Annotated in this window: 20 protein-coding genes and 2 tRNA genes; 14 read left to right on the top strand and 8 right to left on the bottom strand. The window is 71.6% G+C overall.

From position 1 onward, the window contains the following. Positions 1-58 precede the first annotated feature (58 nt). From yidC to rpmH, 4 genes are read right to left on the bottom strand one after another with little or no spacing between them, the layout of a single operon-like run. On the bottom strand, positions 59-1,033 hold the full coding sequence (yidC, locus tag GA0070618_RS09795) for a membrane protein insertase YidC (RefSeq protein WP_088981368.1): 975 nt from the start codon (positions 1,031-1,033) through the stop codon (positions 59-61). A gap of 3 nt (positions 1,034-1,036) precedes the next feature. Next, positions 1,037-1,273: a membrane protein insertion efficiency factor YidD gene (gene yidD, locus GA0070618_RS09790; protein WP_211296302.1), complete on the bottom strand. Its 237-nt coding sequence runs from the start codon at positions 1,271-1,273 to the stop codon at positions 1,037-1,039. Between the two features lie 44 nt (positions 1,274-1,317). Next, positions 1,318-1,734, bottom strand: coding sequence for a ribonuclease P protein component (rnpA, locus tag GA0070618_RS09785; protein ID WP_088981366.1), 417 nt, complete (start codon positions 1,732-1,734; stop codon positions 1,318-1,320). A gap of 35 nt (positions 1,735-1,769) precedes the next feature. Continuing rightward, positions 1,770-1,907, bottom strand: a complete 138-nt coding sequence (gene rpmH, locus GA0070618_RS09780; RefSeq protein ID WP_088981365.1) for a 50S ribosomal protein L34 — start codon at positions 1,905-1,907, stop codon at positions 1,770-1,772. Between the two features lie 664 nt (positions 1,908-2,571). Here rpmH and dnaA point away from each other — a divergent pair. From dnaA to GA0070618_RS09755, 5 genes are all read left to right on the top strand, one after another. Then, complete coding sequence (gene dnaA, locus GA0070618_RS09775; protein ID WP_088981364.1) at positions 2,572-4,365, top strand: chromosomal replication initiator protein DnaA; 1,794 nt, start codon at positions 2,572-2,574, stop codon at positions 4,363-4,365. Between the two features lie 877 nt (positions 4,366-5,242). Further along, positions 5,243-6,376: a DNA polymerase III subunit beta gene (dnaN, locus tag GA0070618_RS09770; protein WP_088981363.1), complete on the top strand. Its 1,134-nt coding sequence runs from the start codon at positions 5,243-5,245 to the stop codon at positions 6,374-6,376. Between the two features lie 43 nt (positions 6,377-6,419). Continuing rightward, positions 6,420-7,292 (top strand): phosphogluconate dehydrogenase (NAD(+)-dependent, decarboxylating), encoded by an 873-nt coding sequence (gnd, locus tag GA0070618_RS09765; RefSeq protein ID WP_088981362.1) that lies wholly within the window; start codon positions 6,420-6,422, stop codon positions 7,290-7,292. Between the two features lie 17 nt (positions 7,293-7,309). Continuing rightward, positions 7,310-8,443, top strand: a complete 1,134-nt coding sequence (recF, locus tag GA0070618_RS09760) for a DNA replication/repair protein RecF (protein WP_088981361.1) — start codon at positions 7,310-7,312, stop codon at positions 8,441-8,443. After that, positions 8,433-9,167, top strand: coding sequence for a DciA family protein (locus GA0070618_RS09755; RefSeq protein WP_331253133.1), 735 nt, complete (start codon positions 8,433-8,435; stop codon positions 9,165-9,167). The genes recF and GA0070618_RS09755 overlap by 11 nt, the downstream gene beginning before the upstream one ends. 56 nt (positions 9,168-9,223) lie before the next feature. Here the strand turns inward: GA0070618_RS09755 and GA0070618_RS09750 are convergent, their stop codons facing one another. Beyond that, the gene (locus GA0070618_RS09750) at positions 9,224-9,778 is read right to left on the bottom strand and encodes a hypothetical protein (RefSeq protein ID WP_088981360.1); all 555 of its coding nucleotides are present in this window, start codon (positions 9,776-9,778) and stop codon (positions 9,224-9,226) included. A 535-nt stretch (positions 9,779-10,313) separates the two neighbouring features. Between GA0070618_RS09750 and gyrB the strand changes: the two genes are divergently transcribed. From gyrB to GA0070618_RS09715, 8 genes are all read left to right on the top strand, one after another. Continuing rightward, positions 10,314-12,260, top strand: a complete 1,947-nt coding sequence (gyrB, locus tag GA0070618_RS09745; RefSeq protein ID WP_088981359.1) for a DNA topoisomerase (ATP-hydrolyzing) subunit B — start codon at positions 10,314-10,316, stop codon at positions 12,258-12,260. 128 nt (positions 12,261-12,388) lie between these two features. Further along, on the top strand, positions 12,389-14,908 hold the full coding sequence (gene gyrA / locus GA0070618_RS09740; RefSeq protein WP_088981358.1) for a DNA gyrase subunit A: 2,520 nt from the start codon (positions 12,389-12,391) through the stop codon (positions 14,906-14,908). A gap of 3 nt (positions 14,909-14,911) precedes the next feature. Beyond that, the gene (locus GA0070618_RS09735) at positions 14,912-15,793 is read left to right on the top strand and encodes a DUF3566 domain-containing protein (RefSeq protein WP_088981357.1); all 882 of its coding nucleotides are present in this window, start codon (positions 14,912-14,914) and stop codon (positions 15,791-15,793) included. Positions 15,794-15,943: 150 nt separating this feature from the next. Further along, a tRNA-Ile gene (locus GA0070618_RS09730) sits at positions 15,944-16,017 on the top strand. Between the two features lie 40 nt (positions 16,018-16,057). Continuing rightward, positions 16,058-16,186: a DLW-39 family protein gene (locus GA0070618_RS34605; protein WP_211296303.1), complete on the top strand. Its 129-nt coding sequence runs from the start codon at positions 16,058-16,060 to the stop codon at positions 16,184-16,186. A gap of 33 nt (positions 16,187-16,219) precedes the next feature. After that, positions 16,220-16,292, top strand: a tRNA-Ala gene (locus GA0070618_RS09725). Between the two features lie 128 nt (positions 16,293-16,420). Next, on the top strand, positions 16,421-16,915 hold the full coding sequence (locus tag GA0070618_RS09720; RefSeq protein WP_143740322.1) for a hypothetical protein: 495 nt from the start codon (positions 16,421-16,423) through the stop codon (positions 16,913-16,915). Between the two features lie 348 nt (positions 16,916-17,263). Further along, entirely contained in the window at positions 17,264-18,073 is an 810-nt protein-coding gene (locus GA0070618_RS09715; RefSeq protein WP_088981355.1) for a GNAT family N-acetyltransferase, read from the top strand. Positions 18,074-18,118: 45 nt separating this feature from the next. On the opposite strand, the gene GA0070618_RS09710 is transcribed toward GA0070618_RS09715, so the two are convergent. From GA0070618_RS09710 to GA0070618_RS09700, 3 genes are all read right to left on the bottom strand, one after another. After that, positions 18,119-18,577: a hypothetical protein gene (locus GA0070618_RS09710; RefSeq protein WP_088981354.1), complete on the bottom strand. Its 459-nt coding sequence runs from the start codon at positions 18,575-18,577 to the stop codon at positions 18,119-18,121. A 23-nt stretch (positions 18,578-18,600) separates the two neighbouring features. Next, entirely contained in the window at positions 18,601-19,242 is a 642-nt protein-coding gene (locus tag GA0070618_RS09705; protein WP_088981353.1) for a GAP family protein, read from the bottom strand. 186 nt (positions 19,243-19,428) lie between these two features. Next, positions 19,429-23,844 carry a cation-translocating P-type ATPase gene (locus tag GA0070618_RS09700; RefSeq protein WP_088981352.1) on the bottom strand — a complete coding sequence of 1,472 codons (4,416 nt, stop codon included), beginning with the start codon at positions 23,842-23,844 and terminating at the stop codon, positions 19,429-19,431. 280 nt (positions 23,845-24,124) lie between these two features. Here GA0070618_RS09700 and GA0070618_RS09695 point away from each other — a divergent pair, with 280 nt between their 5' ends. Further along, positions 24,125-24,376, top strand: coding sequence for a hypothetical protein (locus GA0070618_RS09695; RefSeq protein WP_088981351.1), 252 nt, complete (start codon positions 24,125-24,127; stop codon positions 24,374-24,376). Positions 24,377-24,389: the final 13 nt, after the last annotated feature.

Below are 24,389 nucleotides of genomic sequence, written 5' to 3'. Positions count from 1 at the left end.
GGCCGGTGGTACGGATCCGGCCGCCACCGGGCGGGCCCGGTGGCGGCGCGTGGATCGGTCAGCCCTGTCGCTTGGCGGGCCGGTTCTTCTTCGGGTTGACCGGCTTGGCGCCAGGCTTCGGACCGGCGACCTTGGGGGTGGTGGGCTTCACCGGGGCCGGCGCGGGCTTGGTCCGGCCCAGGAGGGTCTTGGTCGGCTGCGCCGTGGTACGGCCGGTGGTGCCCGTCTTGCCGGCCACGGTGGGCGGCGGCGGGTACTTGCGAAGCACCCACTGCTGCTGGCCGAGGGTGAAGAGGTTGTTGGTGACCCAGTAGATGATCACACCGATCGGGAAGATCGCGCCGGAGATCAACAGCGACAGCGGGATGCCGTAGAGCATCAGTCGCTGGATCATCCGCTGCTGCGGATCCTCCGCCCACCCGGTCTTGAGGATCATCTGGCGGCTGGTCAGGTAGGTGGTGCCCATCATGACCAGGACCAGGATGCCGGCGATGACCTTGACCGTGGTGCCGTTCGCACCGAGCCGGGACAACTCCTCGGCGGTAGAGCCGAACTTGCCCGCGATCGGCGCGGTGAAGAGCGACGCCGCCGAGGCGCTCTCGAACTGCTCGACCGTCCAGCCGTACAGGGTCTTGCCCTGGTTGGCCGGGTCGAGGCGGCGGAGCACGTGGAAGAGGCCGAGGAAGACCGGGATCTGGAGGAACATCGGAAGGCAGCCCATGAGCGGGTTGGCCTTTTCCTTCCGATAGAGCTCCATCATCTCCTTCTGGAGCGTCTCCCGGTCACCCTTGTGCTTCTCCTGGAGCGCCTTGACCTGCGGCTGCAACGCCTGCATGGCCCGCTGCGACTTGATCTGCTTGACGAAGACCGGGAAGAGGATCACCCGTACGGTGACCACCAGGAAGACGATGGCCAGGATCCAGGCCCAGTTCGTGCCGGCCACCGGGCCGTCCGCCACCCCGATGGCGTCCCAGGCCGAATGCCAGGCCAGCAGGATCCACGAGATCGCGTAGTAGATCCAGTCGAGACTCAATTCTCAGGCTCCAGTCTCATCGGCGCGGCGGCCGCCCGGCTCCGGCACCGGGTCATATCCACCAGGGTGGAAGGGGTGGCAACGCAACAGCCGCCGGATCGTCAGGACGGTCCCCCGGAACGCGCCGTGCCGGGTGACGGCCTCCAGACCGTACGCGCTGCACGACGGGTAGAACCGACAGCGGGCCGGCAGTGCCGGGCTTATCCAACGACGGTACGCGATGATGGGTCCGACCAGCATCCGGGCACCGAGTGTCGGGGGCCGGGGTGTGGCGGAACTGCTGCTCACCGGGACCGCCGGCTCCGGGGCGCCCGCGCCGAGGCGACGGCCGCGTCCAGGTCGGTGCCGAGCCGGGCGTAGCTCGCCCCGGCCGCTGCGGGAAGTGCGCGTACCACGAGGGTGCTGCCGGGAGGCAGCGTGGGGAGCCGTTCCCGGACGAGGTGCCGCAGACGGCGGCGGACCCGGTTGCGGACCACCGCTGGCCCGACCGCCTTGGACACGACGAAGCCGGCGCGGGTCGGTGCGGAGGATTCCTCCGCATCAACTGCCCGCGCCGGCTCCGGCGAAGACGGTGCCTCTGACCCGGATGTCGGTGGCAGAGCCAGGTGGACGACGACCGCGCCACGGCCGGCGCGGCGCCCACCACGGATCGCTGCGGCGAAGTCGGTGCTGCGCCGCAGTCGCTGCGCGGCGGCCAGCACGACTACCCACGTCCTCCGAACGGGCCCGGCCGGCGTCAGGCCGACAGGCGGGCGCGGCCCTTGGAACGACGCGTCGAGATGATGGCGCGGCCGGCGCGGGTACGCATGCGCAGCCGGAAGCCGTGGGTCTTCGCGCGCCGGCGGTTGTTCGGCTGGAAGGTGCGCTTGCTCACGTCAGGCTCTCCGTTTTCCGTACGCCCCGCGCGGGGGACCGCTCGGGGTGTGTGGTGGTCCAGGCCGGTTGGTGGCCTACGATCGGCGCTGCCCGACGCTGCGGGACCTCGACGATGCGGGCACCACGACCGCGGACAGCAGGCACCCATCACCCTAGCAGAGGGCGACAGAGCAGCCGTTCCACCCTACGCAGGGCAGCAATGACCGTCAAACAACCCCGTCCCGCCGCGCGGCACCCCGGCGGGGGCGTCCGGCGGACGCGACGCGCCCAAGGGGGAAGCGGTGGTTTTCGCTGATGCCGACAAGGGGCACGCCGCCGGCCGGTTGAAGCGGTACGGACAACGCTGTTAGCGTGCGCGCTTGCGGTCCGGGTCGCGATCGGGTCGGAATCCGGCACCGCTGACAGGCAAGACCGGACCGGGCAATGGATCGTTCGGCACGGTGAACCCGCTTCAGCACCCGTTCAGGCAGGGGGCAGGTCCCACCCGCATTCGGCGGGCAGCCACAATCGGTCGGTACACAGGCTGTGGATAACTTGTGGATGGCGACCGGTCAGCCGTCCGGGCGGATGGAGTTTCAGCCGCTCAGACGTGGTGACGGGCCCGGGACGGCCGACTGGGGACCAGCGGCGGCCGGGAGCAGAGGCGAGGAGGTGGCACGACGGTGGCCGGAACGACCGACCTTGCCGCGGTGTGGACCGCGACGACGGACGAGCTCGCCGACGAGATCATCTCGGCTCAGCAACGTGCCTACCTGCGGCTGACCCGGCTGCGTGCGATCGTCGAGGACACCGCACTGCTCTCCGTCCCCGACGCCTTCACCCGGGACGTGATCGAGTCCCGCCTCCGTCCGGCGATCACCGAGGCCCTGAGCCGCCGGCTGGGCCGGCCGATCCAGGTGGCGGTCACCGTCCGGGTCGCCGAGGACGGCGCGGGCCGTCCGGCGGGCACCGTGTACCGCAGCGTGCCCGAGGCTGCCGCACCCGAGCTTCCCTTCCCCGGATACGACGGTGGTTCCGCCCACACCGAGGCGCCGGCCTCGTTCCGGGACGCTCCGCCGCCCGCGTTCCACCCCGACGACGAGGACGGCCCCGACCCGCAGGACCCGACCCGGGGCGGACCGGCAGGTGACGACGCCCGACGGCTGATTCCCACCAGCCGGGGCAGTCAGGAACCACTCTTCAACGCGAGCTTCGCCGAGCCGCTGCGGGGTGGGCCGCCCGGGGTGGACCGACGGGGCTACGACGACCGCGCTGACGGCCCGGACCCGGGTCGCCCGTACGACCAGCGTTACCGCGACGACGCCGGGCCGGTACGGGACCGCCTGCCCCGCGACGGCGGCACGGACAGCGGGCCGGGGCGCGGTGGCGTGGACCACCGGCCGGGTGGCCGGGACGACCGGCGGCTCCCCGGTGCGGGGGAGACCGGTGGAAACCGGCTGAACCCGAAGTACATGTTCGAGACGTTCGTCATCGGCTCGTCCAACCGGTTCGCACACGCGGCGAGCGTGGCGGTGGCCGAGTCGCCGGCCAAGGCGTACAACCCGCTGTTCATCTACGGCAGCTCGGGACTGGGCAAGACCCACCTGCTGCACGCGATCGGGCACTACGCCACGACGCTGGGCAACGCCCGCTCGGTCCGGTACGTCTCGACCGAGGAGTTCACCAACGACTTCATCAACTCGTTGCGGGACGACAAGACCAGCGCGTTCCAGCGCCGTTACCGGGACGTCGACATCCTCCTGATCGACGACATCCAGTTCCTGGAGAACCGGGAGCGGACCCAGGAGGAGTTCTTCCACACCTTCAACACCCTGCACAACGCCAACAAGCAGATCGTGATCACCTCGGACCGGTCGCCGAAGCAGCTCGCCACGCTGGAGGACCGGCTGCGGACCCGGTTCGAGTGGGGTCTGCTGGCCGACATCCAGCCGCCGGACCTGGAGACCCGGATCGCGATCCTCCAGAAGAAGGCCGCCCAGGAGCGGCTGTACGCGCCACCGGACGTGTTGGAGTTCATCGCGTCGCGGGTGTCGAACTCGATCCGGGAACTGGAGGGCGCGCTGATCCGGGTGACCGCGTTCGCCAGTCTCACCCGGTCCACGGTCGAACTCTCGCTCGCCGAGGAGGTGCTGCGGGACTTCATCCCGGACGGCGCCGGCCCGGAGATCACCGCCGACCAGATCATGGTCTCCACCGCCGACTACTTCGGCGTCAGCCTGGAGGACCTGCGCGGACATTCCCGGTCCCGGGTGCTGGTCAATGCCCGGCAGGTCGCCATGTACCTCTGTCGCGAGCTGACGGACCTCTCGCTGCCCCGGATCGGCCAGGCGTTCGGCGGGCGGGACCACACCACCGTCATGCACGCGGACCGCAAGATCCGTCAGCAGATGGCCGAACGCCGCTCGCTCTACAACCAGATCGCCGAGCTGACCAACCGGATCAAGCAGACCTCCTGAGCCCGCGCGGCCCGTCCGGCCGCCTCGGCCCGTCTCGCCCCCACCTCGGCCCCGGCCTGCCTCGCTCGTCAGCCGTCCGACGGCTGACGAGCGGTCCCGTCGCCAACGCCCGGCTGTACGGCCGGACGTTTCCGTTCCTCCACCGGACGCGGTCCCGTGCCGTTCTCCGCCCTGTCCGGGGCTGTGGACCACGCACCGGGGCGGAGCGGTGTACCCACACCCCCTCACGCCTGTCCACAGCAAGACCGACTTGTCCACAGCAAGTTATCCACAGGCAGTGGATAACTACGGTGGGCCTCGACCCGGTTACCCACAGGTTGTGGAAAAACCCTGGGGACGACACTGTGGATGGTTGTGGACAGCCCATCGGTTGTCCACCGGTTGGCGGCCACCTGTGGACGGCCTGTTGAAGGTTCTGGGGACAACGGCCGCCGGCGTCGGTCCGCTCGTCCACAGGTCTGGGGAGAAAGTCCGTGGATAACCGGTGGATAACCGGTGGACGACGGTGGACAACGAGGCCCGGGACGGCGCCTGTGGACAAGTACGCGAGTTGTACCCATGGTTCTCCACAGGTAAACCACCGGTGGATAACGCCTCTGACCTGCGAAAACGCGACTTACCCACAGTTTGCACAGGTGCGATGAAGACGATGGGTTATCTCTTTGAAGAGAACAAAAACCAATCATCACCGTTGGACTTCCTGTGGACAGGGTCGTCAGCCTCCGGCCGGAGCAGGCTCACGACCCGATCCACGGGGTCGGGCGCACAGCCGATGCCCACGCGCCCTAAGGTGCGATGGGTACCCGCACGGTCGGGCGGGACGGTGGGCAGCGGTCGGCATGAGAGAGTTGTCGCTGACGTCGACGCGGAGGCATTGATGAAGTTCCGAGTGGAGCGCGACGCGCTCGCCGAGGCTGTGGCGTGGACCGCGAAGAGCCTCCCCAACCGGCCGTCCGTACCGGTGCTCGCCGGAGTGATGCTCCGGGTCACCGACGGGAACCTGCAGGTCTCCGGCTTCGACTACGAAGTCTCCAGCCAGGTCACCGTCGAGGTGCAGGGTGACGCCGACGGCGCCGCGCTGGTCTCCGGTCGCCTGCTGGCCGAGATCACCAAGGCCCTGCCCGGCAAGCCGGTCGACATCGCCGCTGTCGGCGCGCACCTCGAACTGGTCTGCGGGAGTGCCCGGTTCACGCTGCCCACCATGCCGGTGGAGGACTACCCCGCCCTGCCGGAGATGCCGGAGAGCGCCGGCACGGTGGACGCCGCCGCCTTCGCCGCAGCGGTCGCCCAGGTCGCGGTGGCCGCCGGCCGGGACGAGACCCTGCCGATGATGACCGGCGTCCGGCTGGAGTTGAACGGCGACACCCTCGCCATGCTCGCCACCGACCGCTACCGCCTCGCCCTGCGCGAGATGCAGTGGCGTCCGGACGACGCCGGAGTCAGCATCAACGCCCTGGTCCCGGCCCGGACGCTGCACGACACCGCCAAGGCGCTCGGCCCGCTCGGCGGCGAGGTGACCCTGGCCCTGTCGCAGGGAGCGGCCGGTGAGGGCATGATCGGCTTCTCCGGCGGCACCCGCCGGACCACCAGCCGGCTGCTCGACGGCGCGAACTACCCGCCGGTCCGGTCGCTCTTCCCGCCGAGCCACAACGCCGAGGCCCGGGTGTCGGTGAGCACCCTGATCGAGGTGGTCAAGCGGGTCGCCCTGGTCGCCGAGCGGACCACTCCGGTGCTGCTCAGCTTCAGCTCGGACGGGCTGGTCGTGGAGGCCGGCGGCACCGAGGAGGCGCGGGCCAGCGAAGCCATGGACGCGACCTTCACCGGCGACGCGCTGACCGTCGGCTTCAACCCGCAGTACCTGATCGACGGCCTGGCGAACCTGGGTGCCCAGACCGCCATGCTCGCCTTCGTCGACGCGCTGAAGCCCGCCGTGATTTCTCCGGCCGGCGAGGATGGCGAGGTCATTCCGGGGTACCGGTACCTGATCATGCCGATCCGGGTCTCCCGCTGATCGCGCACACACCCCGAACCAGAACCACCGGAGGTAGGTACAGATGCAGCTCGGCCTGGTAGGACTCGGCCGCATGGGCGGCAACATGCGCGAGCGGCTGCGCGCCGCCGGGCACGAGGTGGTCGGCTTCGACCACAACGCGGAGCTGAGCGACGTCGCCTCCCTGACGGAGCTGGTCGAGAAGCTGGCGGCGCCGCGCGCCGTCTGGGTGATGGTGCCGGCCGGGGTCACCGACGCGACCATCGACGAGCTGGCCGCCCTGCTCGACTCCGGCGACATCGTCATCGACGGCGGCAACTCCCGCTTCAGCGACGACGCCCCGCGCGCCGAGCGGCTGAACGAGCAGGGCATCGGCTACCTCGACGTCGGTGTCTCCGGCGGGGTGTGGGGCCGGCAGAACGGCTACGCCCTGATGGTCGGCGGCTCGGAGGAGCACGTCGGGCGGCTGATGCCGATCTTCGAGGCGCTCAAGCCGGAGGGCGAGTTCGGCTTCGTGCACGCCGGGCCGGTCGGTGCCGGGCACTACGCGAAGATGGTGCACAACGGCATCGAGTACGGCCTGATGCACGCCTACGCCGAGGGCTACGAGCTGTTGGCCGCCTCCGAGCTGGTGACCAACGTGCCCGGGGTGTTCAAGTCCTGGCGCGAGGGCACCGTGGTCCGCTCCTGGCTGCTGGACCTGCTCGACCGGGCCCTGGACGAGGACCCGGAGCTGGCCGAGCTGAGCGGCTACACCGAGGACACCGGTGAGGGGCGCTGGACGGTCGACGAGGCGGTCCGGCTCGCCGTGCCGCTGAACGTCATCACTGCCTCGCTCTTCGCCCGGTTCGCCTCCCGCCAGGACGACTCGCCCGCGATGAAGGCCGTTGCCGCGCTGCGCCAGCAGTTCGGCGGGCACGCCGTCCGCAAGCGCTGACCGGCATCCGCTCCGCCGTGTACGTCCGCCGGCTCGAACTGGTCGACTTCCGCTCGTACGAGCGGGTCGGCGTCGACCTCGAACCGGGGGCGAACGTCCTGGTCGGGGCGAACGGGGTCGGCAAGACCAACCTCGTCGAGGCGCTCGGCTACGTGGCGACCCTGGACAGCCACCGGGTCGCCACCGACGCCCCGCTGGTGCGGCTCGGTGCCGAGTCGGCGGTGATCCGTTGCGCCGTGGTGCACGAGGGCCGGGAACTCCTGGTCGAGCTGGAGATCGTCCCGGGGAAGGCCAACCGGGCCCGGCTCGGACGGTCCCCGGCCCGACGGGCGCGGGACGTGCTCGGCGCGTTGCGGCTGGTGCTGTTCGCCCCGGAGGATCTCGAACTCGTCCGGGGCGACCCGGCCGAACGCCGCCGCTACCTCGACGACCTGCTGGTGCTCCGCCAGCCCCGGTACGCCGGGGTGCGGGCCGACTACGAGCGGGTGGTCAAGCAGCGCAACGCCCTGCTGCGTACCGCCTACCTGGCGCGCAAGACCGGCGGCACCCGGGGCGGGGACCTCTCCACCCTGGCGGTCTGGGACACCCACCTGGCCCGGCACGGCGCGGAACTGCTCGCCGGGCGGCTGGAACTGGTCGCCGCGCTCACGCCACACGTCACCAAGGCCTACGACGCGGTCGCCGCCGGGCGGGCGGAGGCCGGCATCGCGTACCGGCCGTCGGTGGAGCTGGCCGAGCCGGTGCCGGACCGGGCCACCCTCACCGAGGCGCTGACCGCCGCGCTGGCGGAGGCCCGGACCGCCGAGGTGGAGCGGGGGACCACCCTGGTCGGCCCGCACCGGGACGATCTCGTGCTCACCCTCGGCCCGCTGCCCGCCAAGGGGTACGCCAGCCACGGCGAGTCCTGGTCGTTCGCGCTCGCCCTGCGGCTGGCCGCGTACGACCTGCTCCGCTCGGACGGGATCGAGCCGGTGCTGGTGCTCGACGACGTCTTCGCCGAGTTGGACGCCGGCCGTCGGGAACGGCTGGCCGGCCTGGTCGGCGGGGCCGCACAGCTCCTGGTGACCTGTGCCGTGGACGACGACGTTCCGGTGGCCCTGCGGAGTGCCCGCTACCAGGTCGACGAGGGGACGGTACGTCGTGTCGGATGACCCGCTCCGGCCCCGTCCCGCCGCCGGCACGGCCCGGAACGCCGCCGGTCGCGCCCGCGCGGCCGGGAGCAAAGGCCAACGGGCGACCGGCCCCGGGGAGGGGGCTGGAACCCGTCCGACCGGCTCGGCGTCCGACCAGGCCGGTGGAGGCGCGGGCGACACCACGGCCGGCGCACGCCCGGCGGGAACCGGCGGGAGCGCCGGTGCCGACCTGCCGGCCGGTGCCTCCGGCCCGCAGCTGGCCCGGGCGGTGCTGGACGCGGCGAAGGCCCGCCGGGAGGCAACCACCCCCCGGCGGCGCAGCGCGGCCGGCGCGGGTGGCGACGGTCAGCGGCGGCTGCGCGGCTACTCCGGTCCGGGACCGGACCCCCGGGACCCGCAGTTGCTCGGCGCGGTGCTCAGCCGGTTGGTGAAGGCACGGGGCTGGGAGCAGCCGGCGGCGGAGGCCACCGTCTTCGGTGCGTGGGAACGGGTGGTGGGATCGGAGATCGCCCAGCACAGCCGCCCGGTGAAACTGGAGGACGGCGAGCTCACCGTCGAGGCCAGGTCGACCGCGTGGGCCACCCAGCTCCGTCTGCTGGCCGGCTCACTGCTCAAGCAGATCGCCCGTGAGGTCGGCCACAACGTGGTCCGCAAGCTGCACATCCACGGCCCGGCCGCGCCGTCCTGGTCCCGGGGGCCCCGACGCGTGCGTGGTCGCGGCCCCCGCGACACCTACGGCTGATCCGCCCCGACCGCCGCCCCGATCGGGGCGGCGGTCGGCTCATGGGGACGAACCGGTCAGGTGGCGGCGTAGACGGCGAAACCGCGTTCGGCGCAACGGCGGTAGAAGGCGGCGAGCACGGCCAGCTCGGCACAGGTGAAGTTCCACTGCGGCGGGTCGCCGGCCTCGTCGCGGAGCCCGTCGAGCCGGCTGTCGAGCCAGCGGAGCTGTTGCTCGGCGAGGCGGTTGTCGGCCAGCAGCGCCCGCAGCACGGCGCTGACCGAGTCGAAAGTGACCGGTTCACCGTGCTCGCGGTGCCGGGCGACGAAACGCTCCAGCCCGTCCGCGATCCAGCCGCAGCCGTCCGGGTCGATCACCGGGTCCTCGTCCTCGGCGGCGTTCTCCGTGGCGTAGAGCACATTTTCCAGGCCGAGCAGGAGGTCCACGAGTTCGGTGTACGCGGTCGCCCGCACCGTGCCGGTCTTGGCGATCAGCTCGGCGAGAGCCGCGGTCGGTGCGGAGATCTGGGGCATCTCCACGATCTCGCCGAAGTCCACGAACTCGGCCGGTGCCACCGGGTCGTAGAACCGGCCGGTCCGCGGCCAGACCACCGCGACGTTGTCCAGCCCCATCGGGCGTCACCTCTTAAGTGCACGTAGCCAGTTGGTCCGATCGTCCGATTCTGCCGCCTAAAGATCAAGAGCGGCACCCCGGGCGGCGCCGCCAAGGTACGGCACCGTGCGTACTCCGCGCGACCCCGGGGCGTACCCGTCGCGGGTGGTGTCGGTGGCCCGACCGTCGGCAACCGCGCCCACGATCAGGGCCGCTCGTGTAGGGGGAGTTACGGGAGGCGCGATTCGGGCCGCAGCGGAGGTCTGAGCCGCCTTCAAGGGGTGCCGAGTGGTGGTTCTGTCGGCTGCGCACAGTAGGATTGGAGGCGAGACGACGATTCTGGCGCGGAGTGACGCCACGGACCCGGCCGGGCCCCGACGTACCTGCGTCGTATCGAGTTGATCGCGATCCGCGGGCAACCGCGGCGACCGGCGTGTTCGGCCGTACCCCGGAGGTTACCTGGTGCCGGTCCCCGCGCCCGACGTCGCGTCCTGTCCGCCGAACCCGCGCCCGACGCGCCCTCCCGGCGCGGACGGCGCGAGAAAGTGGCCGAGGGTGGCAGCGCAGAACAAGCAGGAGTACGGCGCCGAGTCGATCACCGTCCTCGAAGGGCTGGAGGCGGTCCGGAAGCGGCCCGGCATGTACATCGGGTCCACCGGGGAACGTGGTCTGCACCACCTCGTGTGGGAGGTCGTCGACAACGCGGTCGACGAGGCGCTGGCGGGTCACTGCGACACCATCGACGTGGTGCTGCTGGCCGACGGTGGCGTCCGGGTCACCGACAACGGCCGGGGCTTCCCGGTCGACCTGCACCCCAAGCTGAAGAAGCCCGGCGTCGAGGTCGCGCTGACCGTGCTGCACGCCGGCGGCAAGTTCGACGGCAAGGCGTACGCGGTCTCCGGCGGTCTGCACGGCGTCGGCGTGTCCGTCGTGAACGCGCTCTCCACCCGGATGGCCGTGGAGATCCACAAGGACGGCTTCGTCTGGCGGCAGCAGTACACCGCCTCCAAGCCGAGCCCGCTGGACAAGGGCGAGACCACCGACCGCACCGGCTCGGCGGTCGCCTTCTGGCCCGACCCGGACGTCTTCGAGACGGTCGACTTCGACTTCCAGACCATCTACCGGCGGCTCCAGGAGATGGCCTTCCTGAACCGGGGCCTCACCATCCACCTCCTCGACGAGCGGGTGCCCGAGGACGAGGACGGCCGCCAGCGCGAGGTCACCTTCTGCTACAAGGGCGGCATCGCCGACTTCGTCCGGCACCTCAACGCCTCGAAGAACCCGATCCACAAGACGGTGGTCGAGTTCGCCGGCGAGGAGGAGGGCATGTCCGTCGAGATCGCCATGCAGTGGAACGAGTCCTACGGCGAGTCGGTCTACACCTTCGCGAACACCATCAACACCCATGAGGGTGGCACCCACGAGGAGGGCTTCCGCGCCGCGCTGACCAGCCTCGTCAACAAGTACGGCACCGAGAAGAAGCTGCTGAAGTCGGACGAGAAGCTCTCCGGCGAGGACATCCGCGAGGGGCTCGCCGCGATCATCTCGGTCAAGCTGGCGAACCCGCAGTTCGAGGGGCAGACCAAGACCAAGCTCGGCAACACCCCGGTGAAGAGCTTCGTCCAGCGGGTCTGCAACGAGTGGCTGGTCGACTGGTTCGACCGGAACCCGGCCGAGGCGAAGGTCATCATCACCAAGGCGTCCCAGGCCGCCCGGGCCCGGATCGCCGCGCAGCAGGCCCGGAAGCTGGCCCGCCGCAAGTCGCTGCTGGAGTCCGGCTCGATGCCGGGCAAGCTGGCCGACTGCCAGTCGACCGACCCGCGCGAGTCCGAGGTCTTCATCGTCGAGGGCGACTCGGCCGGTGGCTCGGCCAAGCAGGGACGGGACCCGCGCACCCAGGCGATCCTGCCGATCCGGGGCAAGATCCTGAACGTGGAGAAGGCCCGGATCGACCGGGTGTTGAAGAACAACGAGGTCCAGGCGCTGATCACCGCGCTGGGCACCGGCATCCACGACGACTTCGACATGGAGAAGCTGCGCTACCACAAGGTGGTGCTGATGGCCGACGCGGACGTGGACGGCCAGCACATCCAGACCCTGCTGCTCACCCTCCTGTTCCGCTTCATGCGTCCGTTGGTGGAACTGGGCCACGTGTACCTGGCTGCCCCGCCGCTCTACAAGATCAAGTGGAACAAGAAGGGCGACGACGCCCAGTACGCCTACTCCGACCGGGAACGGGACGGGCTGATCGCGCTGCGCCAGCAGAAGAAGGCGAACGCCAAGCCGGACGACATCCAGCGGTTCAAGGGTCTCGGCGAGATGAACTACCCCGAGCTGTGGGAGACCACGATGAACCCGGCGACCCGGACCCTGCGCCAGGTCACGCTCGACGACGCGGCGGTCGCCGACGAGCTGTTCAGCGTCCTGATGGGCGAGGACGTCGAGGCTCGCCGCTCGTTCATCCAGCGGAACGCCAAGGACGTGCGCTTCCTGGACATCTGATGGTCGCCGGTGGGTCGCCGGAGAGCTTCCGGGGGTTCACCCGTCCACAGAGTTATCCACAGCTTCGCCGGTATCCACAGCCGTTATCCACAGCACGAAAACGACTCTGAGTCTGATAAGGGTTAACAGTGACCGATACTCCCGAGTCCACCCCTAACGAGCCGGAGACCCCGGACGCGACCGCCGCGGTAGTGGCGCACGACCGGATCGAGCCGGTCGGCCTCGAGGTGGAGATGCAGCGCTCCTACCTCGACTACGCGATGAGCGTCATCGTCGGTCGGGCGCTGCCGGACGTGCGGGACGGGCTCAAGCCGGTCCACCGCAAGATCCTCTACGCCATGTTCGACTCCGGCTACCGGCCGGACCGCGGCTACGTGAAGTGCTCCCGCGTCGTCGGCGACGTGATGGGCCAGTTCCACCCGCACGGCGACTCGGCGATCTACGACGCGCTGGTCCGGATGGCGCAGACCTGGTCACTGCGGTACCCGCTGGTCGACGGCAACGGCAACTTCGGCTCCCCGGGCAACGACCCGGCCGCCGCGATGCGCTACACCGAGTGCAAGCTCGACCCGCTGGCGATGGAGATGCTGCGGGACATCGACGAGGACACCGTCGACCTCCAGGACAACTACGACGGGCGGGCCAAGGAGCCCACCATCCTGCCGTCGCGGATCCCGAACCTGCTGATCAACGGTTCCGAGGGCATCGCGGTCGGCATGGCCACCAAGATCCCGCCGCACAACCTGCGGGAGATCGGCGCGGCCGTCCAGTGGTGCCTGGAGCACCCGGAGGAGGACGAGGCCACCACCCTCGACGCGCTGCTGGAGATCGTGAAGGGCCCGGACTTCCCGACCCACGGCCTGATCGTCGGTACGACCGCGATCCAGGACGCGTACCGCACGGGTCGGGGCTCGATCCGGATGCGTGCCGTGGTGGAGGTCGAGGAGGACAAGCGGGGGCGTCCCTGCCTGGTCGTCAGCGAACTGCCCTACCAGGTCAACCCGGACAACCTGGCCGAGCGTATCGCCGAGCTGATCAAGGAGGGCAAGCTCGGCGGCATCGCCGACATCCGGGACGAGTCCTCCGGGCGTACCGGCATGCGGATCGTGCTGGTGCTCAAGCGCGACGCGGTCGCCAAGGTGGTGCTGAACAACCTCTACAAGCACACCCAGCTCCAGGAGACCTTCGGCGCCAACATGCTGGCGCTGGTCGACGGGGTGCCGCGCACGCTCAACCTCGCGCAGTTCATCCGCTACTACGTCGAGCACCAGATCGAGGTGATCCGGCGGCGGACGGCGTTCCGGCTGCGCAAGGCCGAGGAGCGGGCGCACATCCTTCGCGGCCTCTCCAAGGCGCTCGACGCGCTGGACGAGGTGATCGCGCTGATCCGGCGCTCGCCCACGGTCGAGGACGCCCGGCAGGGCCTGATCCGGCTGCTGACGATCGACGAGATCCAGGCCACCGCGATCCTCGACATGCAGCTGCGCCGCCTCGCCGCGCTGGAGCGGCAGCGGATCCTGGACGACCTGGCGAAGCTCGAGATCGAGATCGCGGACCTGAAGGACATCCTGGCGAAGCCGGAACGGCAGCGGCGGATCGTCTCCGAGGAGCTGGGCGAGATCGTCGCCAAGTGGGGCGACGAGCGGCGTACGAAGATCGTGCCGTTCGACGGCGAGGTCTCGATGGAGGACCTGATCGCCCGCGAGGACGTCGTGGTCACCATCACCCGGACCGGGTACGCCAAGCGGACCAAGGTCGACCTCTACCGTTCCCAGCGGCGGGGCGGCAAGGGGGTCAGCGGCGCCACGCTGCGACAGGACGACATCGTCAGCCACTTCTTCGTCTGCTCGACCCACGACTGGATCCTGTTCTTCACCAACAAGGGGCGGGTGTACCGGGCCAAGGCGTACGAGCTTCCGGAGGCCAGTAGGGTGGCCAAGGGCCAGCACGTGGCCAATCTGCTCGCCTTCCAACCGGAGGAGCAGATCGCACAGATCATTGAGATTCCGAACTACCAGGTAGCCCCCTATCTGGTACTGGCCACGAAGAACGGCCTGGTGAAGAAGACGAAGCTCGAGGAGTTCGACTCCAACCGCTCGGGCGGCATCATCGCGATCAACCTGCGCGACGAGGACGAGCTGGTCGGTGCCGCCCTGTGCGCCCCGCACGACGACCTGCTGCTGGTCTCCAAGAACGCACAGGCCATCCGGTTCAACGCGAGTGACGAGGCGCTGCGACCGATGGGGCGGGCCACCACGGGCGTGATCGGCATGCGCTTCAGTGACGAGGACGAACTGCTGGCCATGGAGGTCGTCCGGGAGGGCATGGACGTCCTGGTGGCCACGAACGGGGGATACGCGAAGCGGACCCCCATCGAGGAATACCCGGTGCAGGGCCGGGGAGGTAAGGGCGTGTTGACCGCGAAGATCACAGAACGCCGCGGGGGCCTCGTCGGCGCCGTCGTGATCAGCCCGGACGACGAGCTCTTCGCGATCACCAGCAACGGTGGCGTCATCCGAACTCCGGTGAAGCCTGTACGCCGTACGCGGGATCGGAACACAATGGGGGTCAAGCTGATGGACCTCCCGGACGGCGTAACTATCGTGGCGATTGCTCGCAATGCCGACGAGCCTGACGAACAGGACTAGTTGATGACGGAGACACAGGCGAAGTCGGGGAACAAGGGGACCTCGGCCAAACCGGTCGACGAGGATGCCGCGAAGGGCGGTGCACCCGCGTCCGGACGCGCTGCGGTGGGCCGGGCCACGGTTCCCGCTGACGCGCCTGCCCCGAAGTTCACCCGGGCTCCGGGGATGGCACCGCCGCCGGACAAGCCCACCGCCGACGAGGCGGAGAAGGGCGACCGGACCGAGGCGATCAACGTCGACGCGCCGACATCGGCCGGGGCGACACCGGTCTCCGGTGCGGCCCGTCCGGCCACGACGACACAGCCGATCCCCACAAAGGCCGCCCAGACAGCCACGACGGGCACCCAGCCGCGGGTCGGTGCCGGCACCCCGCCGGACACGGCGCGACCGGGCGTCGCCCGGCCCAACGGTGGCGGGCTGCCGCCGGGGGTCGGCGGTGCCGCGGCGGTCGGGGCGGCCCGGGTCAACGAGGCGGTACGCGCCGCGCGTAGCTCGGTCAGCTCGGCCGCCTCGCGCGGCCCCCGGCGGGCCCGGCTGAACCTCAAGCGGATCGACCCGTGGTCGGTGATGAAGTTCGCCTTCGCGGTCTCCGTGGTGCTCTTCATCGTCGTGGTGGTCGCCACGTCGGTGCTCTACCTGGCGCTCGACGCGATGGGCGTGTTCCAGAGCGTCAACGAGAGCCTGACCGACCTGGTCAGCGCCGGTGGTGGACAGGGCGCGGACGGCTTCCAGATCACCGCCAAGGGCGTGATCCTCAGCTCGGCGCTGCTCGGGCTGGTCAACGTCGTCCTGTTCACGGCGCTCGCCACGCTGGGGGCGTTCGTCTACAACGTCTGTGCCGACCTGGTCGGTGGGGTCGAACTCACTCTCGCCGAGCGGGACTGAGTCGACCCGGGAAACGCGTGACGCCGGGGCACCGCGAAAGCGGTCGCCCCGGCGTCGGTCGTCGGGGTAGGTTCGTCAACGACGGTGCGCGACGCCCGACCCCGATTTTGGGCGGGACGCACGGATGGGTTAATGTTGCTCGTCGCACACGGGGCTATAGCTCAGTCGGTTAGAGCGCAGAGCTGATAACTCTGAGGTCGCTGGTTCGATTCCAGCTAGCCCCACCGCACACCGTCGGACGGCAGTCGAGCGAGGGGACGCCCCATGGTGAAGAAGCTTCTGTTGCTGGTCGGCGTGGTTGGTGTGGCGGTTGTCGTTGCCCAGCGGATCAAGGCGTCGAACGACGAGCGCGCCCTGTGGCACGAGGCGACCACCGCTCCCGACCTTCGATAAGGCCGAACCCGGGCGGGTTGCTCCCGCCCTTTCGGGGCCCTAGCTCAACTGGCAGAGCACTGCCTTTGCAAGGCAGGGGTTAGGGGTTCGAGTCCCCTGGGCTCCACCTCACTTCCGTGCACGTCACGGGGTTTCTCTCTGTCCGGGACTGCTGCTTCCGATCGGGATTCCTCGTTCTTCGTCAGCGACCACCGCTGGAGACTGCGGCTGGACCGGTCTCGTTACGGTGTGCTCGTGGCAAATGGCACAGCTGGCTGGGGGATGAAGTTCCTGCTCTGGGTTGGGCTTCCCCTCCTTGCCCTCCTCGGACTGTCCCTCGCCGTGCCCGACGTCGCCTCGGCCTGGCAGGCGAAGTCCGGTGACGGCACGGCGGGCACCTTCATCGCGCGCTACGAGACGTGCGGCCGCAACTGCACCTGGCACGGCGACTTCGTCCCGGACGAGGGTGGAACGCCGCGTAGCGACGTCATCGTCTACGACGGGCCGGATGAGCTGACCGCAGGGGCCACCGTGGCGGCCCGCGACACCGGCGCCCGCAGGGGTGTCTTCGCTGCCCAGGGCGGCAGCACCTGGCTGCTCTTCACCGGGCTCGCCGTGGCCGGCGCACTTGCCGCGATCGGCTGGGTGGTCTTTCTGGTCTACCGAATAAGCAGAACCGTTGCCAAGGCCTGGCACCTGGCGACGCCGGACGCCCGTCACCGCGACAGGAACGGCACCCAACTCCCCTGAGCTTCACCAGCAGAAGTCGGCCGCCGCCGGGCGGAGGGTGTCCTGGTCGGACGCTGTGGAGCTGCCCCGTCTGTGCTAGCGGATCGGATCGGCGTGCGCGGTGCGAGGCTGTGGCCGCGTGGCTGACCGTCCCGGTGCCGTCGGTGCTGGAGATCACGGGTGCCCCGTTGGTGCGGGCAGCTCCACAGCACGCTCGGGGTGACACGACCACCCGGTGACCGGGATGGTTCCCCGTCCCTTCGCGGGGGCAGTCCGGTGCTGCATGTGGGGAACCTCGTCGGTGCGACGCGCGCGACCGCTGCCGCCCTCTCCGATGGAGTCCGACCGTACGGCCACTACGCTCGCGCGATGCCGGTACGCCCAGATCCAGAGGACCGCGCCGACTCGTTGCTCGTCGCCGACGACGGCACGGAACTGGCCCGGATGCGCCTTCGTGACGAGGCGGGAAAGCGCGTCGCAACTGCGGTCAGCCCGCTGCCCGGGACGGTGCGGAGCCAGCTTGCCGAGCAGGTGCGCCGCGATCTCGCCGGCTACCGGCTGGAAACGTCGGACGATGGCCTGGTGGCGGTATTGGTGGCCGGCGGTGTCGAGTTGCACCGGGCCGCGACCGACATGCGTCACGGTCTGACCCGGGTGCCCGCGCCGGTGGCGTTGCCTGCCGGATGGTCCCTGGGCAGTCCGGGCTGGGACGACGACCTGGCCGAAGGACTGGCAGCGGCGTACGGCCCGGACCATCCGGACGGTCGGTGGCAGGCCCGGCACACCGAGCAGGTTCGGGCGATGTTCGACGGTGGCGAGCCGGTACCGCCGCTGCTGGCGGCCTCGGCCCGGCTGGTGGATCCCGACGGACGCAGCGCCGGCCACGTCCTGTGCGCCGGACCGGTGCCGTGGACCGACGACGCCTGCGCCTGGATCGTCAACCTCGCCGTGACGCCCCGCGCGCAGGGTCGTGGATTCGGGCGGACTCTGCTCACGCACGCGTTGCGCGGTGCGCACGAGGCAGGGCTGCCGGCGGTCGGCCTGTCGGTGGCGGACGGCAACCCCGCACGCCGGATCTACGACAGCGCGGGTTTCCGCCCGCTCGTCCGAGTGTTCTCGGTGCTCCTGCCCGCGCCCTCGGAACTGCCGCTGTCCGTCCCCGCCGAGCGATCGTCGTGAGAGCTCCCGGCCGTCCGGCCGCTACCCGCAGCCGAACTCGGTCGCTCACCGGCCGCCGGTGAAGTGGGTCGCGGGTACGAAGACCCGATGACCGGACGGATAGGAGAGCCACACGCCGTCGGCGGTCCACTCGACGGTCAGCTCGGTCGGGTCCATGCCCGTCGCGTCGAGGCGGACCCGGTGTCCGTAGCTGCCGCCCGGATCGCGACCCAGGACGACCGCGTAGTGGTTGACGGCGGAGGAGACGTCCTGCGACGGCCGGACCGCCGCGATCGGCGCGCGGACGTGCGTCAGCACGGCGAAGTGCGCCGAACCGTCGGCGTACACGACCTCCGGCGGTTGGTCGACGACCCGGACGACCATCGTCCGGGGCCACCACAGGACGACGGCGGCGGCCACGACGCCGCAGGCGAGGGCCAGGACGACCGCCGTCCGCAGGGAGTGTCGACGTCGGTCTCGGCCGACCGGAGTCGGTGTCCCGTTCGGATCCGCGAGGTCGTTCATTCCGCCGAGTATCGCCGCACACGTCAACCGACCGACTTGACCAGGTCGCGGACCACGGTGGCGAGGAAGACCAGGATGACCGCCTCGCTGACCACCCATGCGTGTGTCTCGGCCCAGTCGCGGATCCTCGGCAGCACGGCCACGGCACGCCGACCCAGGAGGACCGAGGCCAGCAGCGGCAGCGCGAGCAGCAGCAGCGTCAAGCCGGCGAACGGCAGCAGATGCCACCACGGCCGGTGGTGACCGGCCAGGCTCGCCGCCACGGTCAGCATGGTGGCCTCGTCGGTGGGCATGGCGGCGAGGAGCAGGAAGCCCAGCCCGAACGCGAGCCGGGGACCGGCCTCCGCCAGCCGACCCATCCACCTCGGCCGCCGGCCGCGCCGGACGTAGACCGCCGGGATCAGCGCCACCAGCACGACCAGGACCACCCAGTCGAGGAGGCGACGGGCGCCGTCGTCCCCGCCCGGCACGTCGACGGTTCGTCGTACGGCGTGGAAGACGACGTACCAGAACCCGAGCCCGACGAGCAGGGCGAACCCGGCGCCCAGGACGAAGGCCAGCGAGGCGCGGCGGGCGTTCCGACCGGAGGCGAGGAAGACCGCGCTGATGATCTGCGGGCCGGCGACCATCACCAGGGCGAGCGGCAGGACGCTCAGCAGATCCACGGTTCGCCCCCTTCGGCACCATTCTGGCCGGGGCGGACCGGTCCGGACGCCGATTCGCGCGAGGCGTCCGAGCATCCCGTCACGGTACGAGCGGCGGCCGGCCCGGCCAACCGGATTGTCTGCGAGCAGGTCCGGTACGTCGTGCATGGCTCGGGGTGGCCGGGCTGACCCGGCGATCGGAGACCGTCAGGACGGTGGCCGGGGCAGGCGGTCCACCAGCCTGCTGAGGGTGCCGTTGCCGAGGGTGGCCCCGATCGCGGAGCCTGCGGCGATGGTCCAGCCGACCGGTCCGAGCGGTGTGCAGCCGAAGAACTGGCTGACCCCGGGGGTCTGCACCACGGCGACCAGCGCGCCGACCGAGGCCGCGGTGGAGGCGAGCACCGTCGGACTGGTGCCCCCGGCGAGGACGGTCTGTCCGAGCTGGGTGCCGACCAGGGAGGCGAGGGCCACCGTGCCGGCCCGCCGTTGGCTGCCCGTCCAGCGGGCGAGTGTCCAGCCGGCGGTCGCGCCGAGGGTGGTGGCGGCGGCCCGCAGCCCGATCTCCCGGTTCAGGGTCTCCCCGAGGGAGGTGTCCGGTCCCTCGCGCAGCAGGTGGTCGCCGTGGTGGGAGCCCGGTGGTCGGACCGCGATGGCCATCGCCGGCACCAGGTCGGTGAGGAGATTGACCAGGAGCAGTTGCCGGCCGGTGAGCGCGGACCGGCCGGTCGCGGCGGCGGTGAGCACGCTGAACGCGATCTCGCCCAGGTTGCCGCCGACCAGGATGCTCAGCGCGTGGCGGACCGAGGACCACATGGCCCGCCCCTCGACCAGGGTGGCGATGATGGTCTCCAGGCGGTCGTCGGTGACCACCAGGTCGGCGGCGGCCTTGGCGGCCGGGGTGCCCCGCTGGCCGAGGGCGATGCCGACGTCGGCGAGGCGGATCGCGGGGGCGTCGTTCGCGCCGTCCCCGGTCATCGCGACGACCCGGCCGCACTTCTGGAGCGCCTGGATGATCCGTACCTTGTGGGTCGGGGTGCAGCGGGCGACCACGTCGGTGCGGGCGAGGCGGGCGGCGAGCGCCTCGTCGTCGAGCTGGTCCAGTTCGGCGGCGGTGACCACCCGCTGTTCGCTGTCGGTGCTGATGATCGAGGCGATGGCCTCGGCGGTAGCCGGATGGTCGCCGGTGATCATGATGGTGTGCACGCCGGCCTGCCGGATCCGGTGCACGGCTGGCGCGGCGCTCTCCCGCACCCCGTCGGCGAGGGTCAGGTAGCCCACGAAGACCAGCTCACGTACCTCGTCGTCGGTGACCTCCCGGTCGGTCATCCGCCGCTCGGCGAGCGCGAGCACCCGGTGTCCGGCTCCGGCCCGTTCGGCCAGGGCATCCTGCAAGCGGGTCCGGTCGGCGTCGTCCAGGGACCGCTCGGTGCCGTCGCCGGACCGGCGGGTGGCACAGCGGGGCAGCACCCGCTCCGGCGCGCCCTTCACGCTCAGCAGCAGGCCGTCGTCGGTCTCGCCCAGGGTGGCGTGGTAGCCGCGGGACGGCTCGAACGGCAGCCCGCCGACGGACCGCCAGCCGCCGGCCCCGATCTGCTCGACCACCCCGTCGAGGGGCCGGGAGCCGGTGCGGATCGCCCGGTCGGTCTGCTCCGGCAGTTCCGCCGGGTCGGCCGAGTCCGGGGTGGCCCGCAGCGCCGCCGCGAGCGTGGCCCGTAGGGCAGGTGTCCCGTCGAGCTGGTCCACCGGGGCGTACCGGTCGCCGTCGCCGACCCCGGCGAGGCGGAGGTGTCCCTCGGTGAGGGTGCCGGTCTTGTCGAAGCAGAGCACGTCCACCCGGCCCAGCGCCTCGATGGTGCGCGGGTTGCGGACCAGCGCGCCGTGCTCGGCGAGCCGCCGGGCCGCGGCGAGCTGTGCGGCGCTGACCAGGAACGGCAGCCCCTCCGGCACCGACGCGACGGCCAGGTTCGCGGCGGTCGCCGCCGTCTCGGCCAGCGGTACGCCCCGCAGCAGCCCCGCCCCGGCCACCGCGATCGCCGAGGTGGCGGCGAGGGGGAGCGCCGCACGGGTCAGGCGGCCGAGCCGGGCCTCCACCCCGCCGGCCGGCGCTCCCTGCCGGGCCAGCGCGAGGCTCCGTCCCGCCTCGGTGTCGGCCCCGGTGGCGACCACCACGGCGGTGCCGTGCCCGGCGGCGACGGTGCTGCCCTCGTAGAGCATCGAGCGCCGGTCGGCGACCGCGGCGGCCACCACCGGTCGGTCGGTCTTGGCCACCGGCAGCGACTCCCCGGTCAGCGACGACTCGTCGGCCTCCAACCCGACCGACTCCAGGATCCGGCAGTCGGCGGGTACCGCGTCCCCGGATTCGAGCAGGACCACGTCTCCGACGACCAGGTCGTCGGCGGCCACCACCTGCTCGGCGCCGGCACGCCGGACCCGGGCGGTCACCGAGGTCCGGGCGAGCAGTTCGGCCAGGGACCGCTCGGTGTTGCGCTGGTGCACCGCCCCGATCAGGGCGGACCCGCCGACGACCCCACCGACCAGGGCGGCGTCGACGATCGACCCGAACGCCGCGGAGAGAGCCGCCCCGGCGGCGAGAACCGGGGTGAGCGGGTTGGCGAGCTCGTCGACCAGTGCCCGGAGCAGACTGCCGTCGTCGGTGCCCTTCCCAGTGCCCTGGCGCCGCCGGCTGGCCGCCTCGGCCGCGTCGAGTCCGTCCCGGGTGGTGCCGAGACTGTCGAGGACCACGTCGACCGGCATCAGGTGCCAGGCGGTGAGCGCCGGGGCCGGCGTGTCCGTCCGGTCGGGTAGTCGTCGGGCCCGCCAGACCCCGTGCGCGAAGGCCAGCGCGGCTGCGCCGTTCACGGCGGCGAGGGCCCGGCCGGGCAGGAGCTCCCGGTCGGCGGTGAACGCCCCGAGCGCGGCGAGCCCGGCACCCGCCTCGGCGAGGCGGATGTTCTGCCGGCTCATCCCGCGGGCCACCCCGGTCGCCTCGACGACCAACGCGCAGGTCCGCAGGTCGGCGCCGACGAGCAGGTGCGCGCCCCACGGCGGCGGGTCGTCGGGACCACCCGTGCCGAGGCCGCAGTCGGAGGCGCCGAGCGCCGCCCGGTCGGCGGACACCAGCATCACCACCGCACCGTCGAACTGGAGGGCCCGTACCGTCTCGGCGAGACGTGGTCCACCGGGAAGGGCGGCGTCGGCGAAGGCGTACCGCTGGGCGGCGTCGCCGCTCACCACCACCCGCAGACCGGCCTGCCGGGCGGCGACCGACAACGCGTCGACGCCCGGTGCCGGCTCGGGCTCGACCCGCAGCACCGCCGCCAGGGACTCCCCCTCGGCCAGCCCGAGCAGCAGACCACCGCCGTCGCGGAGCCGCCGGCTGGCGTCGGTGTCCCCCGGATCGCGTACGTCGAGCCGGTCCAGCGGCGCGAGTCGCCAGCCGTCCCCCTCCTGGCACCGTCGTGGTGCGTCCGGGTCGAACAGGGCGAAGGCGCGGGTGGCGACCTCCTCCTCGTCCCTGGTGGCCAGCGGGGCCAGGTCGACCAGCGCTCCCCGGTCGGATCCGAGCACGGCCGTGTCCAGGACGAGGGTGTCGATCCGGTCGAGTTCCCGCAGCACGCCACGGTCCATCGCGATGACGCCCCGGCGGGCCAGGATCCGGCCGAGTTGCGCGGCATACCCCTCGCGGCCGGAGCCGGGGGCCTTCGGCAGGGAGGCGAGGGCCAGCGCGGCGGCCCGCTTCCCGCCCACCGCGGGCAGCGCCGCCGCCCCGGCCGCCGCCCCGGCGAGGAGCACCCGGTTGACGTACCGCTCGACGGGCCCGTCCGGTTTGGCGCGCGGCCGGTCGTGGGTGGGCGCGCGGGCGACGGCCCGGTCCGGGTCGCCGGTGAGCTGTGGCTCGGCGCGTTTCCAGGCGTTCTGCTGGGCGCGGGCCTCGCCCCACTGGACGACCCGCTGCGCGCCGTCGAGCACCAGGCTGGTCCAACCGCCGGAAAGCCCCTGCACCACCGCCTCGGCGAGCGGGAAGACCAGATCGGCCCGGGGGTCCGCGCGCAGGCCCCGGTCGGCCAGGGCGTGCAGCTTCGGGTGCAGGTCGACCGCCGCGAGGAACCCGGCGGCCTCACCGGGCAGCGGGGTGAACGGCAGGATCCGGGTGGCGGCGGAGAGGGTCAGGCCGAGGACGTCGGAGGCGAGCGCGCCGAGCGTGCGGGGGGTCTGCGGGCCCTCCTCGGGCGGGTGTGGCGGCGGGATGTCCGGGTCGGGTTCGTGGTCGCTGCGACGCTCCACCCGATCGATCGTCCGGACCAGGTCACGGAGCCGGGGCTCCGGCTCCTCGACGGCCACCACCACCCGGCCGGACGGCGCGTTGACCCGGGCCCAACTCACCCCGGGAAGCTTCTCCAGCGCCTTCTCGACCTGGCGGGCCAGCCGGTCGCCGCCGTCCTGGCAGACCCCGTGCACCTCGATGTGGTGTCGTCCGGGTCGGGACCAGACCCGGCGGGAGGTGAGGCCGGCGGTCCGGGCCAGGCGGACAGCCGCCGTACCCGCGTTCCGGGAGGCGTCGCCGACCAGTCGGGGCACGACAGGGGGAAGGACCCGGCCGGCGATCCGGCCCAGCGGGATCATCCGGCGGTACGACCGGCCGGGAGCCGGTCCGGTCCCCCGTCGCCGTCGTGCAGGTCGTACGCCATCTCGCCTCCCACGCCTCGCTCCGCGTGGCCTGGCTTCCCGCCCTTCGGCCCGTCATGCCCCGCGCCGAGAGGTTTTTCCGGCCGGATCGGGATTGACGGGCGGAGCGCGTCCCGGAACCTGGCAGGAGGTGCCGTGCGCTGCCGGTGTGGCGGCATGAACCGGGGCGGGGGTGGAATGCCCTGCTCGACAGCAGAGCCGACGCGGGGAGGCGGAGATGAGAGCACCAGCCCGGCACGAGGCGCGTGAGCGGGTCCGCTCGTACGAGCGACGAGTGGACGTCCCGCTGCTCGGTGAGGTGACGCTGCCGCCGGACAAGGTCGCCTACTACGCGGGAGTGGGCGTGCTGGCCGCGCTCCAGGTGATCGAGTGGCCGCTGGCCCTGGTCATCACCGCCGGTCACCTCCTGGCCGACCAGCACCTGTCCGGGCTGGCGCGGGGCGTGGGGGAGGCGATGGAGACGGCCTGACGGGAACGCCACG

Origin of the sequence: Micromonospora echinospora, from assembly GCF_900091495.1 — a bacterium.
GTDB lineage: Bacteria > Actinomycetota > Actinomycetes > Mycobacteriales > Micromonosporaceae > Micromonospora > Micromonospora echinospora.
Note: the sequence above shows the minus strand (reverse complement) of the source record. Positions and strands in the feature narration are given on the sequence as shown.